The organism is Roseibium algicola (assembly GCF_001999245.1).
In the GTDB taxonomy this organism is placed as follows: Bacteria; Pseudomonadota; Alphaproteobacteria; order Rhizobiales; family Stappiaceae; genus Roseibium; species Roseibium algicola.
This window is the reverse complement of sequence record NZ_CP019630.1, coordinates 3,756,300-3,771,324: the sequence shown is the minus strand read 5'-3', so window position 1 is coordinate 3,771,324 and position 15,025 is coordinate 3,756,300. Positions and strand designations below refer to the sequence as shown.

General features: G+C 61.0%; 14 protein-coding genes. 7 read left to right on the top strand and 7 right to left on the bottom strand.

The genetic code is table 11. From position 1 onward, the window contains the following. Complete coding sequence (locus B0E33_RS17430) at positions 1 to 765, bottom strand: hypothetical protein (protein WP_208997654.1); 765 nt, start codon at positions 763 to 765, stop codon at positions 1 to 3. A gap of 92 nt (positions 766 to 857) precedes the next feature. Between B0E33_RS17430 and B0E33_RS17425 the strand changes: the two genes are divergently transcribed. The 5 genes from B0E33_RS17425 to B0E33_RS17405 all read left to right on the top strand — a co-directional run bounded on the left by B0E33_RS17425 (position 858) and on the right by B0E33_RS17405 (position 5,106). Then, positions 858 to 1,052 (top strand): DUF6494 family protein, encoded by a 195-nt coding sequence (locus B0E33_RS17425; protein WP_023003109.1) that lies wholly within the window; start codon positions 858 to 860, stop codon positions 1,050 to 1,052. Between the two features lies 1 nt (position 1,053). Then, positions 1,054 to 2,163: an Mrp/NBP35 family ATP-binding protein gene (locus tag B0E33_RS17420; protein ID WP_077291895.1), complete on the top strand. Its 1,110-nt coding sequence runs from the start codon at positions 1,054 to 1,056 to the stop codon at positions 2,161 to 2,163. Further along, entirely contained in the window at positions 2,160 to 2,861 is a 702-nt protein-coding gene (locus B0E33_RS17415) for a biotin/lipoate--protein ligase family protein (protein WP_077291894.1), read from the top strand. Before B0E33_RS17420 ends, B0E33_RS17415 begins: the two co-directional genes overlap by 4 nt. A gap of 4 nt (positions 2,862 to 2,865) precedes the next feature. Further along, complete coding sequence (locus B0E33_RS17410; protein ID WP_077291893.1) at positions 2,866 to 3,342, top strand: DUF6505 family protein; 477 nt, start codon at positions 2,866 to 2,868, stop codon at positions 3,340 to 3,342. A 186-nt stretch (positions 3,343 to 3,528) separates the two neighbouring features. After that, on the top strand, positions 3,529 to 5,106 hold the full coding sequence (locus B0E33_RS17405; protein WP_077291892.1) for a serine hydrolase: 1,578 nt from the start codon (positions 3,529 to 3,531) through the stop codon (positions 5,104 to 5,106). Positions 5,107 to 5,127: 21 nt separating this feature from the next. On the opposite strand, the gene B0E33_RS17400 is transcribed toward B0E33_RS17405, so the two are convergent. Continuing rightward, positions 5,128 to 6,006 carry a PhzF family phenazine biosynthesis protein gene (locus B0E33_RS17400; RefSeq protein WP_077291891.1) on the bottom strand — a complete coding sequence of 293 codons (879 nt, stop codon included), beginning with the start codon at positions 6,004 to 6,006 and terminating at the stop codon, positions 5,128 to 5,130. A gap of 232 nt (positions 6,007 to 6,238) precedes the next feature. Here B0E33_RS17400 and B0E33_RS17395 point away from each other — a divergent pair, with 232 nt between their 5' ends. Next, positions 6,239 to 6,757, top strand: a complete 519-nt coding sequence (locus B0E33_RS17395; protein WP_023003103.1) for a hypothetical protein — start codon at positions 6,239 to 6,241, stop codon at positions 6,755 to 6,757. 94 nt (positions 6,758 to 6,851) lie between these two features. On the opposite strand, the gene B0E33_RS17390 is transcribed toward B0E33_RS17395, so the two are convergent. Next, a complete protein-coding gene (locus tag B0E33_RS17390) occupies positions 6,852 to 7,925 on the bottom strand; it encodes an alpha/beta hydrolase family protein (protein WP_077291890.1) in 1,074 nt (357 codons plus the stop codon). A 134-nt stretch (positions 7,926 to 8,059) separates the two neighbouring features. Here B0E33_RS17390 and B0E33_RS17385 point away from each other — a divergent pair, with 134 nt between their 5' ends. Next, positions 8,060 to 9,097, top strand: coding sequence for a helix-turn-helix domain-containing protein (locus B0E33_RS17385; protein ID WP_208997653.1), 1,038 nt, complete (start codon positions 8,060 to 8,062; stop codon positions 9,095 to 9,097). A gap of 275 nt (positions 9,098 to 9,372) precedes the next feature. Here B0E33_RS17385 and B0E33_RS17380 read toward each other — a convergent pair whose 3' ends face one another. From B0E33_RS17380 to B0E33_RS17365, 4 genes are all read right to left on the bottom strand, one after another. Next, positions 9,373 to 10,536, bottom strand: coding sequence for an iron-containing alcohol dehydrogenase (locus B0E33_RS17380; RefSeq protein ID WP_023003100.1), 1,164 nt, complete (start codon positions 10,534 to 10,536; stop codon positions 9,373 to 9,375). A 313-nt stretch (positions 10,537 to 10,849) separates the two neighbouring features. Beyond that, the gene (locus B0E33_RS17375) at positions 10,850 to 12,238 is read right to left on the bottom strand and encodes an aldehyde dehydrogenase family protein (protein ID WP_075281939.1); all 1,389 of its coding nucleotides are present in this window, start codon (positions 12,236 to 12,238) and stop codon (positions 10,850 to 10,852) included. 225 nt (positions 12,239 to 12,463) lie between these two features. Further along, positions 12,464 to 13,831, bottom strand: a complete 1,368-nt coding sequence (locus B0E33_RS17370; RefSeq protein WP_062487283.1) for a glutamine synthetase family protein — start codon at positions 13,829 to 13,831, stop codon at positions 12,464 to 12,466. A 123-nt stretch (positions 13,832 to 13,954) separates the two neighbouring features. After that, entirely contained in the window at positions 13,955 to 15,004 is a 1,050-nt protein-coding gene (locus tag B0E33_RS17365) for a TRAP transporter substrate-binding protein (protein WP_023003097.1), read from the bottom strand. Between the last annotated feature and the right edge of the window lie 21 nt (positions 15,005 to 15,025).

Below are 15,025 nucleotides of genomic sequence, written 5' to 3'. Positions count from 1 at the left end.
TCACTGGTACTGTATGGGGGCTCCGAGGTCGGCCGGCGGAATGCGGGAAACGAACGCAAGGATCGCTTCGAGTTCTTCAAGCGTCATCTGCACCGGCACGATCGGCGATGGCCGGCTAATGTCGAAGGGTTCGGTAACGCCGTCGATCACCGTGAAAGCGGGATGCGGATTGAGGGCAAAAAACGCCTCGAACCGCATTTGCCAGTCGGAGAAACTGCGCATCACCGCGAAGGAAGGCGATGAACCGATGGTCGTAAGGCGCGTCGCCTCGTTGACCATGTGGCACCGTCCGCAATGGAGAACGGCCAGTTCCTCACCCCGGATCGCATCACCCGACAGGACGACCGGACCATCGTCCTCCACCTGTTCGAGCGCTGCGGTGAACACCTGCTTGCCGTCTTCCTCGAAAGCATCAACCGTGCGCCTGCCGATGTCCCCGGTCAGCCAGTCCCGAAAGCGGATCGCGTGTTCGTTGGTTTCCTCATGGGTCATGAGGAACCAGGTCTTGCCAAGTCCGGAGAACACGGCAACCCCGGAAGTGCCTTCCGAAAGACTCAGTTCGGAGGATTCCGTGTCACCCACGATTTCGATGCGGATCCCGGTCTTGAGCGAAAAGCGCGGCAGCAGATACTGGAGGAAGCCGGTTTCCGCAATCGCGTTTGGCACGCCCATCCGGAAAGACCGCGATTGCGCGATCCCCGGTTTATGGAACAGGATGCCGGCCGACAGGGCAACGGCAAGAAATATCAAGGCACGGCAGCCCACGCGCTCCTCCCTCACGTTGCTGGCCAGATCCGCTAGGGTAGGTTTCAATCGGGCGAGCCGTCAATGTGCGCCGCATTCAACAGGAGAATAAGATGAGCGAAGATTTCAACATGTCCATGCGCAAGTTCCTGAAGCAGGTCGGCGTGACCTCGCAGCAGGCGATCGAAAATGCGGTGCGCGAAGCAGGCCCGAATGCGGGAAAATCCTTCAAGGTGAAAGCTGTCGTGACGATCGAGGAACTCGGTCTCGAGCACGTGGTCACCGGCGAAATCGAGGGGCAGGACTAACGTGTCACTGACGCGCGAAACCGCCCTGTCGGTTCTGAAGACGATCAAGGATCCGGCCTCCGGCGAGGACATTGCCGCCTCGGGCATGATGCGGGCACTGCAGGTCAATGGCGGTACGGTCCGCTTCGTCCTGGAGATCGACCCGCGGCGCATGGCCGAGATGGAAGTTCTGAAACGCGAAGCGGAAACGAAGCTCGAAGCGCTGGAAGGCTGCGAAAGCGTTCAGGTGATCCTGACGTCCCATGCGGACCAGCCGGCCGCACAGGCCGCCAAACCCGCAGCGCCCAAACCGTCCGAACCGCAGCCGATCCGGGCGAAACCGGCAGCACCGGGCGCAACCGGGCCGCAGAAGGTGCCTGGCATCGACCGGGTGATCGCGGTTGCCTCGGGCAAGGGCGGCGTCGGCAAGTCGACCGTGGCTGCCAATCTTGCCTGTGCGCTGGCCGCCGAAGGCCGCAAGGTGGGGCTTCTGGATGCCGACGTCTATGGTCCGTCGCAGCCCAAGATGCTTGGCATCTCCGGCCGGCCGACCTCGCCGGATGGCCAGATGATCCTCCCGCTGCGCAACCACGGTGTCACCATGATGTCCATCGGCCTGATGACATCTGGCGACGAGGCCGTTGCCTGGCGCGGGCCGATGCTGATGGGTGCTCTGCAGCAGATGATGACCCAGGTGCAATGGGGCGCGCTCGATGCGCTGATCGTCGATCTGCCGCCCGGCACCGGCGATGTCCAGATGACACTTTGCCAGAAGTTCGCCGTCGACGGCGCCATCATCGTTTCGACACCGCAGGACGTTGCCCTGATCGATGCCCGCAAGGGCATCAGCATGTTCAACCAGATGCAGGTTCCGCTTATCGGCATGATCGAGAACATGTCGACCCACATCTGCACCAACTGCGGTCATGAGGAACATGTCTTTGGCCATGGCGGCGTTGCTGCGGAAGCGGAAAAGCTCGGTGTTCCCCTGTTGGCCGAAGTGCCGCTGCATCTCAACATCCGTCTTGCCGGCGATGGCGGCACACCGATTTCGATCAAGACACCTGAAGCGCCGGAAGCTTCCGTGTTCCGTCAACTCGCCCGAACTTTGATCGCGGAGGGCAACGCATGAGCGAAGTGCAGTTTCCGCCGCTTTTTCAGGGCGAGGCACTGACCGGACAGGCAGATCCCTTCGAACGTGCATTGGCGCTTGCCATCACCGGCACGGACCCCGGAACAGTCATCTATAACCTTGGCGGGGAACGCCTGCGGGCGGCTCTGATCTTTGCACCGGAAGTCCCGCTGGAGGAGGCCATGGCCATCCTGCCCGTGTGCGGCCTCGGCTTTCAGGCAGCGCTCGGCACGCTCGCCCCGCCGGAAGTGGCAGTCCACCTGGAATGGGATGGCCGGATTCGCGTCAACGGCGCGGTCTGCGGGCGCATGCGCGTCAAGGCGTCTACGCAGGATCCCGAGGCAACCCCGGACTGGCTGATCCTCGGCCTGGAACTCAGCATGACAAGCCGGAAATCAAACCCCGGCAAGGATCCTGACCGAACCTGGTTGTCCGAAGAAGGCTGCGGCGAGATTACCCCCGACCAGCTTCTGGAGTGCTGGGTGCGCCATAGCCTTTACTGGCTCAATCGCTGGCTGGACGACGGCCCGCGCCCCGTCCATTCCGACTGGCGCGGTCTTGTTCCGACGCTGGGTGAAACGGTGGAGGTTGACGGAACCTCCGGCACTTTCGTCGGTGTCGATGAAAATTTTGGTATGTTGCTGAGAACGGACGAGGACACGACCTTGATCCCGCTTTCCAGCCGTCTTGAGGGATAACCGGATGAAACTCGCTCGTGCCATTCACCTCGATGACAGCGACCGCAACGTCTTCTTTTCCCCGGCTCGTACCGGCGAATGGTGCCTGTCCGGCGGCTTCGAGTTTTCCGACTGGACCGAAGCCGACCTGACCGGCAAGGCACGTCAGGCCTTTGCCAACGGCTGGCTGGGGCTGGAAACCTTCGGCAGAGCAACCTTCGTTGCCGTCACCCCGATCGAAGAAACCGAGCTTACCACCCTCGCCGAGCGGCTTGCTCAGCATTTTGTCGACATTTACGGCGCACCTTCCGTGGAGGCGGCGCTTGGTGTTGCCCGTCAGGAGCTGGCCTATATGGCAGAGCTTTGCGAGGAGCATCCGGAAAACACGCTGATCGCCGTTCAGCGCGACCTGACCGAAGACGGTGTGCGCGAAGCCTTCAGAACCATTGCCGCCCCGGAAGCGAAACTGGATATGGTCGCCGTCCACGGCGACCTCGAATAGCACCCGACCTGCCGGCCGGATGCCGTTCTGGAGCCGGCCGCTTGCTTGTCTGCTCAAGACACGGTTGCTTAACCAAGAAGTTTCAACAATCCCGCATTACACGTCGTTAAGTTGATCTCTCAGGTGCGTTTCGCGCATCATGCATATGCTTGTTTTGATTTCAGTATCTCCCCAAGGAATTTGCATATGCCCCGGCACACACTCTCCCGCCGTCTGTTTCTCGGCACTGCGACCGCTGCACTGACTGCACTGCCGCTGCGTGGGTTTGCGCAGGAGCTTTCTCCTGCCCAGACTCCAGGTGTTGAAGCCTCGCCCGAGCAGATTGCAAAGGCCGTCGCGGAGCTTGACGCAATCGTGACCGACGTGATGACGCGCAGCAAAATCCCGGGATTGGCCGTTGCCGCCGTTCATCGGGGCGAAACCGTCTATTCCAAGGGCTTCGGCGTGCGCCGCCTTGGCGGACTGGAACCCATCACACCGGACACCGTGTTTCAGCTTGCGTCCCTCTCCAAACCGGTGGGCGCGACCGTTGTTGCGAGCCAGGTCAGCAAGGGCGTCGTCGGCTGGGACAGCCGGATGCGCGAACTGTTGCCCTGGTTCGAATTGTCCGATCCCGACCGCACCGAAAAGCTGACCATAGGTGACCTCTACAGCCATCGCTCCGGCCTGCCGGACCACGCCGGCGACGATCTGGAAGACCTGGGTTACGACCGCAAGGAAATCCTGCAGAGATTGAAGCTTCTGCCGCTGGCACCTTTCCGGATTTCCTATGCCTATACCAACTTCGGCCTGACTGCCGCCGCGGAGGCCGTTGCCGAGGCTGCCGGCACCGACTGGAGCAGCCTTTCGGAAGAAGCGCTCTACAGGCCACTCGGCATGACGTCGACCAGCTCACGCTTTGCCGACTACATGGCAGCAAGCAACCGCGCCATACCACACAGCCGAGACGGCGACGGCTTTGCTCCGCTTTACCAGCGCAAGCCTGATGCGCAGTCGCCGGCAGGTGGCGTCAGTTCGACCGCCAACGATCTGGCCATCTGGCTGAAGATGCTGCTTGCAGACGGCGCCCACGCGGGAACTCCGCTTATCGCACCCGAGGCGCTTCTGCCGGCCATCAGCCCGCAAAGCTTTTCGGATCGCCCCCACAGCCCCGATGCCAGGTCCGGCTTTTACGGTTACGGTTTCAATGTCGGCACTGATCCGTCCGGCCGTGTCCGGATCGGCCATTCCGGCGCATTCCTGCTGGGCGCGGGCACCTGCTTTGCGATGATCCCCTCGCTCGACCTGGGCATAGTCGTCCTCACCAATGCAGCCCCTGTCGGGGCAGCCGAAGCCATCACGGCCTCTTTCACCGACCTGGCACAGCTCGGCCACATCACCCGGGACTGGTACGGCGGATATTCGAGCAGGTTCGAAGGTTTCTACACCAAACGTGGCAGCACTGTCGGTCAGGACCGCCCGGCAGATGCCGGCCCGACGCCTCCGCAAGACCTTCTCACCGGCACCTATTCCAACCCGTATTTCGGCAAGGTCGAGATCAAGGCAGACGGCGACAAGCTGGTGCTGATGGCAGGACCGAAACAGATCCCCTTCCCGCTGAAGCCCTGGAACGGGCCGGTAATGGTGTTCGATTTCGTCACCGAGAACGCGCCCGACGGATCCCGTTCGACGCTGGTCTTTGGCGATGTATCATCCGGTCCGGCCAAGTCGCTCGAGATCGAACTCTTCAGCGAGACGGGACCAGCGCTGTTCGAACGGGTCTGACGTCACACCGGCGGGCGGGTTTCACAGGTGAAACTCGCCCGTCAGCCGCAAGGCCGCATACCCACCGACAGAAACACCGGTGACTTCGCCGCCAGCCGTGTTCAGCACTGTTCTGACAATGCTTGGACGGCCCATCTCGAAGCCCTGCTCCGCGACCAGGACCGCCTGTCCGCCATTGCCAGGCAGAAGTTTTTGCGCCCGGAACAATTGGCAGGCCAGCGCACCGTTGGTGGTACCACTCGCCGCCTCTTCCGGATCGCCGACACCGTGGCAGAGATCCCGCAGGCGAACCTTAGTCTTGCCCAGACCACGCCCTGTCCGGCACCAGATGCCCATCGTCTCGATCGACCGTTCCTGGCTGAAACGGCGCAGCCCGTCATCATCCGGACGAAGGGCTGCCAGAGCATCGGTATCTGCCACTTCGATGAAAACATGCCGAAGGGCTGTCGAGGACGCCGCAACGCTGAGAATACCAGCCGGCTCCATGCCGAGCAGCGGAGCTATCTCGTCCGCGGTTGCCTCGTTCAATCCGAACTTCGGCAAAGGCTGGTGCATGGTGATGGCACCGTCCGAGGCGACATCAACACCGATTTCCCCCGCGGGTGTTTCCTGAACATAGCTTCCAGGCCCAATCCGCCCGTCGGCCAGCAACGCCGCAAAAATCGCAACGGTAACATGGCCGCACATATCCATTTCCGCCCGGGTCGAGTGAAAGCGGACCTCGATCCTCTTGTCGGACTTCTGGCGGACAAAACCCGTCGTCGGGGCACCGATATCCGCCGCGATCCGCTGACGCGCGTCCGGCCACAGCGGCGTATCCTCAAAAACAACGCCGCCGATGTTGCCACCTCGCTCATCGGCAGCAAAAGCGGCATAGAGGCGGACGGGCAACATATCCATTTCGGCATTCTCACATTGTCGGCATTGCAAAGAGGGCGCATCCGATCATGCAAGAGGAGGTGTAGCAACAGCGCCGTCGCGTTATCCAAAGATTGGAAACAGCCGCTGCGAGGCGTCAATTTTTCATCACGAATTCGTCACGCAGGACCCTCGCCATTTTATTTCCATGTGATCGCATTCAGAGCCAAGTATCTGCCAGCAGAAGAGACAATCTCAGGAAAGTGATCCCGTCATGAATACGACTTCCAGCCAGGCCCAGACTGCCGGCACCCTGCCCGCCCTGAGTTTTCATACGCTCGGCCTGATGTTCATCTCGGGCTTCTTTGCGACCAACGCGTTCGACCTCTGGGGCCAGATCATCAGTCCGGCTTTGGGTTTCGCGACCCTTTCACCGCACGGCCTCGCCAAAAGCCTGCTTGGCAGCCTGGGTCTTCCGAACGGTGACTTCGGCGGATATTTCGTCCATTTCTACGCCGTCGGACTGATCGGCTACCCTGTCGGCTGGATGTTCATCTTCGCGCCGTTGTGGCAGCGCGTGGTCGGCAACACCCACTGGCTCCTGCCGTCGGCAATTTACGGTTTCGGTCTCTGGGTCTTCGCCATCGGCGGCATCACATCGGTCGCCGGCCTGCCCTTCTTCCTGAACTTCAGTGGCATCGTCTGGGTCGCCCTCGTTGGCCATGTTCTCTACGGCATCGTGCTTGTGGCAGTGCTGAAGCTGATCGAACGCAGCCAGGGTGCTTCATCCTGACACCTTGAGACGACCGGCAGCCTCCCACCCCCGAAAGCACGGAAGGCTGCAGTCCACATGAGCAAAAAGCTCGATCGTGTCCCCGGCCAGGCCGTCAGTTTGCCGCCTTCAAATCTTCCCGAAAAGCCTCAACAATCATCTCGGCCATCTGATCGTGCAGCTCGGCACGAGACCTGCCGCCACCATCGGTGCACAGGCTGTCCGTCTCGCCGATGGATTTCATGAAGGCAATCGCGTCTTGCTTGCACACGGGCAGGAAGCTGAAATGAACGGCATCCTCGATGTGATCCAGATCGGCGTCTGGCGCAGCAGTGGCCAGATGCGCAGAACGCACACCGACATCGATCTGCCCTGCCACGCCAAGATTGAGGAAATGCAGCGGTACTCCGATGCCCGCGAAGCTTTGTTCCTGAAAGGCAGCCGCCAGCGCCGGATCGACAGCGATAACAGACTTGATCCGGGCATCATGGCTCTTTTGTTCGAAAAGAGCCTTGTCGACCGTCCGCAGATCAAACGGCTCGACCTTGATTTCCTCCCTGTCGACAAAGGCTCTGCCGCCCATGAACCATTTGCAGTCCGGCATCTGCGGATTGGTGTCGCAATAGTCGACATAAGCCTCCAGACTTGCCGTTGCACCCACGCTTTCCAGAACAGCAGCGCCGCCAAGGGAAAAACCGAGCGCCCCGATATTTCCTCGATCGATTGACGCCGACCAGTCCGGATCGGCAAGCAACTCATCGATCACCGTGGCGAGATCGTCCGTGCGTTGCCAGAGCTTCGGCGTATCTTCCGGCGTGGAATCGCCGCTGGTGGTGCCGGGGTGATTTGCACCGGTGACAATAAAGCCTTCGCCGGCAAGTTCGCTCGCGATCCAGGCCATCTTTTCGACTGACGCTCCCGACCCGTGAGAGAGCACGATCAGCGGATACATCCCTTCCGCCCTTGCGGCATCGGCCAATGCTGGCGTGCCTTCGAAGATCCTGTCATCGCCGATCAGCACCGCCTCCCCGCCCGGCTTGGCCGGGTACCAGACCAGAACAGTGAGATCCTCGCCTCTGGCTTTCGAATTTACCGAGATCTCGCGAACACCCACCGGTTCCTGGGCCTTGGCTGGTATGGTGACGGCCAGCGTGAGAACCAGCGGCAAGAAAAGAGATTGTATTTTCATGAGGGGTCTTTCAGTCAGTGGAGCAATGACCGAATTCTTGCTAAGGCCGTGATGGAAAGCGTCCTCTTTCACGATTCAGTCATGCCGGATCGCGACAAAGGTCCCCGCCATCGCCCCATCGAGGTGCCTTGCCCGTGCTGTTTGTTCCCCTGCCCTTCGTCAACGCGTTGCTTCTGGCGCTTGTCTTTGTGTTCCTGAAAAAAAGCAACGGAGCAACAGCCACACGCGCCTTCCTGATGCTGATTGCCCTGTGCTGCCTGCAATCCATCGTCCTGGGCCTGCGCTGGGGATATAACGTCGACGCTTTGCGCTTCGTACAGCCGCTGCTGGCCGCTCTGCTGCCCCCTCTTGCCTATGAGAGCTTTCGCGGTCTCGTCGATCAGGCCGCGCCCGGACGGTTTCGCCTGGCAGCGGCGCCACTGGCCGCACTCGTCATTCTGGGTCTGATGCTTGCGGCGCCTGTCTTGCTGGATAGTGCGCTGGTGCTGCTGTTCCTGGCCTATGCCGTGGCCCTGGCACGGATCGCCTGGCGCGGACCGGACGGCCTCGGACTTGCGCGTCTGGACGAAGCTGCCGCTGCCCACCGGGCCCTGTGGCTGGCCGCCTTCTGCCTGTGCCTGTCCGCCCTGTTCGATCTGGTGATCCTTTTCGATTTCGAACGCTCGGGCGGCAGCCATGCAGCCATTCTGGTCAGTAACGCAAATATAGTCAGCCTGCTGCTGATCGGTCTTGCCGCCCGCACGGCAGGCCATGCCCAGACGGAGACAAACACCGAGCCGGAACCCGCGGCCCAGACCGCCACCTCCGAAGACGCGGAAATCGTCGCGCGAGTCGACGCCCTGATGATGGCACAGCACCTTCATCGCGACGACACGCTCAACCTCTCAAGGCTGGCTCGCCGTGCCGGTCTCCCCGCCCGTCAGCTCTCGCAGGCGATCAACCGGGTGCGCGACATGAATGTCTCACGCTATGTGAACGATTTCAGGATCAAGGATGTCTGCACGCTGCTGCGCCAGGACGGCATCACGGTGACCGAGGCCATGTATCGGGCAGGTTTTTCGACCAAGTCGAATTTCAACCGCGAATTCCTGCGGGTGACCGGCATGACGCCGGATCAGTGGCGGAAGGCGGAGAGCCGCGATCTCGAACAGAAAGACCTAATGGCGCGCTGAGCGCCAGCAATGCACGCACCACCAACCTCATCCTGGGAACGATCAGAGCGACCTGAAGTGCAAAGGCTCTGAGTGCGTCATTCGCGACACAGCAAAGCGAAGACTCAGGATCGGAGAGCGTCAAAGCTGTCCGCGAACAGTTCTGGTCCATCTGCAGGCCCCGCGGCACACCGGCCCGGCTTGGCTACGCTTGGCCGTGATTGCGAAAGATGGCCTGAAAAACAAAAAAAGGCGCACCGGTATCCGGTGCGCCTTCGAGGTCAAGGGGTCTTGCTTCAGACGGTACCCTGCTGAGCCTTGTCGAAGATTTCCAATGCGCCTTCCTTGGTCAGCGGAACCGGGTTGCCGCCTGCGGTCGGGTCGACAATCGCCATTTCGGCAATCAGGTCGCGCTTGCTGTCATCGACATTGAGACCGGCCAGCGTGTGCGGTACGCCGAGGTCTTCACGCAGTTTCAGGATCGCATCGAGCACACCCTGATAACCGCCGGCGATGCCAAGGAAACCGGCAAGCCGCTCGAATTTCTGTTCGATGGCGGGTTTGTTGAACTGCAGCACGTAAGGCATGAAGACCGCATTGGTCATGCCGTGGTGAGTGTCATAAAGCGCGCCGACCGGATGAGACAGCGAGTGGATCGCTCCGAGGCCCTTCTGGAAGGCAACAGCACCCATGGCGGCGGCACTCATCAGGTGACCACGTGCTTCAAGATCGGACGCATCCGCAGCAACTTTCGGCAGGTTTTCAAACACCAGCCGCATGCCTTCAAGCGCGATGCCTTCGGACATCGGGTGATACATCGGTGCGGAATAGGCTTCCAGGCAATGTGCCAGAGCGTCCATGCCGGTGCCGACGGTGATGAAGCGCGGCATGCCGACGGTCAGTTCCGGATCGCAGATCACGATGGCGGGCAGCATTTTCGGATGGAAGATAACCTTCTTGGTGTGCGTCGCTTCGTTGGTGACAACACCCGCGCGGCCAACTTCCGAGCCGGTTCCGGCAGTGGTCGGCACCGCGACGATCGGCGCAATACCGGCCGGATCTGCACGGGTCCACCAGTCGCCGATATCTTCAAAGTCCCAAATTGGCCGGGTCTGGCCGGACATGAAGGCGATCAGCTTGCCTGCATCGAGGCCCGAACCGCCACCAAAAGCGATGACACCATCATGTCCACCGGCCTTGTAGGCGGCGACACCGGCAGCAATGTTGCTGTCGACCGGGTTCGGCTTGACGTCGGAAAAGACCGCAGCCTTAAGGCCGGCAGCTTCCAGGCTTGCAATCGCCTCCGCGACCATCGGCAGGCCGGCAAGGCCCGGGTCGGTGACCAGCAGCGGATTGGCCATTCCAGTGGCCTTGACAGCATCGGGAAGTTCCTTGATGCGGCCGGCACCGAAGCGAACGGAGGTCGGATAGGACCAATTGACGGAAGGAAGTGAGCTCATGGGTGTCTCGTTGTCTTGAAACTCAGGGTTCTGGTCGCTGCCACACCGACAAGGGAGGCAGTTACAAGTCTCGGCATTGCCTCTTGCACCCCTCTCCCCCCTTGCGGGGGAGATGTCAGCGAAGCTGACAGAGGGGGGTGACTGGGCTCTGCGTATATTCCGGTGCCTAGTTTGCCGAGGGGGTGGCACCCCCCCCCTCTGTCTCCTTGCGGAGACATCTCCCCCTCAAGGGGGGAGAGGGGAGCAAGCTCAATCACCCTGCCCGATTTGGGACTAGGAAACTGGGCTTGCCCGGTCGTTTGTCAGACCGGCCTCAATGTTCCAGACGGAAGTGGAACGACTTCGGCCGGGTCAGGTTGTGGAAGCCGATTTCGGAAAGAGCCGCGCCCTTGCCGGTGTCCTTGACGCCGGTCCAGACCAGCGCCGGGTCGAGATAGTCGCAGCGGTTCATGAACACGGTGCCGGTCTCGATCTTGTCGCCGATCTCTGCAGCGGCCTGAACGTCTTCGGTCCAGATCGATGCGGTGAGGCCATAGGGGCTGTCGTTCATGAACTGCAGCGCTTCCTCGTCGTCCTTCACCTTCATGATGCCGACGACCGGGCCGAAGCTTTCTTCGCGCATCACGGACATCTGGTGATTGACGTCCGTCAGCACCTGCGGCGCCAGGTAAGGCGTGCCTTCCTTGTCGGCTTCGAACTTGGAGGTATCGATGTGCGCCTTCGCGCCCTTGCGCAGAGCTTCTTGCGTCTGCTCGCGGATCCAGGCGGCAAAACGCGCCTGGGCCATCGGGCCGAGAGTGGTCGCTTCATCCAGCGGATTGCCCAGCTTGTACTGGCTGGTCAGATCGACAAAGCCTTCGACGAAGCGGTCGTAGAGGCTTTCATGCACATAGACGCGCTCGATGCCGCAGCAGCACTGGCCGGCGTTGTAGAATGCACCATCGACCAGGTTCTCAACCGCATAGTTCAGGTCTGCATCAGCTCGCACATATGCCGGGTCCTTGCCGCCCAGTTCCAGGCCAAGCGTCGCGAAGGTACCGGCCAGCGCCTTTTCGATGGCACGTCCGCCGCCGACGGAACCTGTGAAGTTGACATGGTCGATCAGACCGGAACCGAGCAGTTTTTCCGTGCCCTGGTGGGTCAGGACGATGTTCTGGAAAACGCCCTTCGGCAGACCGGCAATCTCGAAGGCCTTGGCGAGGCGCTCACCGACCAGAAGGGTCTGCGCGGCATGCTTCAGCACGACCACATTGCCTGCCATCAGTGCCGGCATGATGGTATTGATCGCCGTCATGAACGGATAGTTCCACGGCGCGATCACCATGACGATGCCGAGCGGCACGCGGCGCAGGTAGCGCTTGAAGCCCGCCTTGTCGGTGCGCTCCACATCGGCCAGCGCTTCAGCAGCGATCTTCGCGCAATATTCGGTACGCTCGATGGTGCCGCCGAGTTCGCCACCGAAACGGATCGGCCGGCCCATCTGCCAGGCCAGTTCGGGCACGACTTCTTCGTTCATCGCCTTCAGCGCTTCCAGCGCCTTGAGGCAATAGGCAACGCGTTCTGCAACCGGCACGGCAGCCCAGCTTGCCTGTGCGGTCCTTGCGGTGGAAACCACCCGGTCGACCGCGGCGTCGTCCAGCGCCGTGCGTTCGGCATAGACCGAACCGTCGATGGGGGAAATCAGCTTGATGACATCTGACATTTTGAACCTCTCAGAACCGCCTCTACGGACGGTTTGTTGAAAGTGGTTGGCTCCGATTTCTTGTTTTACAGCACCCGCCTCCCTCATCCTGAGGAAGCGCGCGAGCGCTGTCTCGAAGGATGGGCCGCTTGTCCGGTGTGCCGCCCATCCTTCGAGACGGACCTAGTGGTCCTCCTCAGGATGAGGGGCAACCAAGCAGCTTGCCTTCTAGTGCTTCATCGCCTCTTACGCCCGCTCGAAGCCGCGGGCAATCTCGTAATCGGTGACCACACGGTCGAACTCCTCCAGCTCCCATTCGGCGGCGCGGGAATAGTGGTCGATCACCTGGTCGGAGAACGCTTCACGCAGGAATTTCGACTTGCGCAGGGTCTCGCGGGCCTCGCGCAGAGTGTGCGGAATTTCCCTCGCCTTCTTGGCGTCGTAGACGTCGCCGGTGGTCGGAGCGTCGAGTTCCAGCTTCTCTTCCATGCCCTTGATGCCGGCAGCGATCTGAACCGCCAGTGCCAGATAGGGATTGAGGTCGGAACCGCCGATGCGGCACTCGACGCGAAGGCCCTTGGTGCCTTCGCCGCAGAGCCGGAAGCCGGCGGTGCGGTTGTCGACCGACCACACGGTCTTGGTCGGCGCGAAGGTGCCCTTCTGGAACCGTTTGTAGCTGTTGATGTAGGGCGCCAGGAAATAGGTATAGTCCGGCGCATACTTGATGAGCCCGGCCATGTAGTGGCGCATGGTCTCGGACATGCCGTATTCGCCCTTGGCATCCACGAAAACGTTGTTGCCGTCCTTGTCGAACAGCGACTGGTGCACATGGGACGAAGACCCGACGCGGGAATGATGCCACTTGGCAAGGAACGACGCGGAACGCCCTTTTGCCCAGGCAATTTCCTTCACCGCATGCTTGGCGATGGTGTGATATTCGGCCGTGTCGAGTGCCGGTGCATACTTGATGTTGAGCTCTTCCTGCCCGGCTTCGGCTTCACCCTTGGTGTTCTCGACCGGGATGCCGGCGGCATAGAGGTGATTGCGCACCGGGCGCATCACATCCTCTTCCTTGGTGGTCTGCAGGATGTGGTAATCTTCGTTGTAACCGGAAATCGGCTCCAGATCGCGGTAGCCGCCCTTGCGCATGTCCTCAAAGCTTTTCTCGAACAGGAAAAACTCCAGTTCGGTCGCCATGATTGGCGTCAGCCCAAGTTCCTCCAGACGCGCGACTTGCGATTTCAGCATCGCGCGCGGGGAATGCGGCACTTCCTTGTGGGTGTGGTGATCGAGGATATCGCACATCACCATGGCCGTGCCTTCCAGCCACGGCACCCGCCGCAGGGAGGAAAGATCCGGTTTCATGACATAGTCGCCGTACCCGCCGGACCAGCTCGTCGCCGCATAGCCTTCGACCGTGTACATCTCCAGGTCGGTTGCCAGCAGATAGTTGCAGCAATGGGTCTCGTGATAGGCACTGTCGACGAAATGCTGGGCGTGGAAACGCTTGCCCATCAGCCGTCCCTGCATGTCGACGATACAGGTCAGCACCGTGTCGATCTCGCCGGATGAGACGAGAGACTTCAGTGCATCAAAGGTCAGGTTGCCAGGCATTTTACGGTTGTTCCAGGTTGAGCGGTCGAGAATTTAATTCCGGAAAATCCCGGTCCGGAGGGGTCGCTCCGGACCGGCAGATCTGACCGTGCCTGCCGATGGCCGGCACGGTCCGGGTTTCTATCAGGAATAGCGGTAAGGCCGGCCGGCCTTCTTCATGTCCTGATTGTACTTCTTGAAGATCTCCACGACCTTTGCCTTGGTCGGGGATTCAGCTGCGATCTCGTCCCAGAAGGCCATCGCGGCTTCTTCAACCGTTGCCCATTCGGCGTCCGGAATGGAGGTCAGCTCCATCTTGGTGCCGTTGACGCGCAGGTTGGCTTCACCGCCCCAGTACCACCACTGGCGATAGTAGTGCGACGCATCCATGGCAAGCTGCAGCATGGTCTTCAGGTGATCGGGAAGCTCGTTCCAGCGCTCCTGGTTGGCGAAGAACGAACCAGCCCACGCACCCGAGATGTTGTTGGTCAGGAAGTAGTTGGTCACATCCGCCCAGCCGACAGTGTAATCCTCGGTGATGCCCGACCAGGCAATGCCGTCGAGTTCGCCGGTCTGAACGGCAACCTCGATGTCTTCCCACGGCAGGGTGACCGGCACGACGCCGAACTGGCTCATGAAACGGCCGGCTGTCGGGAAGGTGAAGACGCGCTTGCCTTCAAGATCCTTCAGAGAACGGATCGGGTCCTTGGTGGCAAAGTGGCACGGATCCCAGGAACCTGCGGAAATGTGCTTCACGCCAACCTTGGCATATTCCTCTTCCCAGATTTCCTTCAGGCCGTACTGGTTGAACAGCACCGGCACGTCGAGGGAATAACGGGAAGCGAACGGGAAGTAGCCGCCGAAGACGGTGACTTCGGTCGGGGACGCCATGCTGTCGTCGTCCGACTGAACGGCATCGATCGTGCCCTGCTGCATGGCGCGGAACAGTTCGCCCGTCGGCACCAGCTGGTCGGCGGTGTAGAGCTCGATCACCATCTCGCCGTTGGCGGCCTTGTTGAAGGCATCGATATGCGGCTTGATCACGTGCTCGGCGAGCGCCGGACCGGCATAGGTCTGGAGGCGCCATTTGATCTGCGACTGGCCATGCACGGCCGGAGCCGCAAGGGTGGTCGCTCCGGCGGCGGCGGCAGTGCCGATACCGGCTTTTTTCAGAAACTCACGTCTGTTGGTCATCTCAAGTTCCCCTAAGTTTCA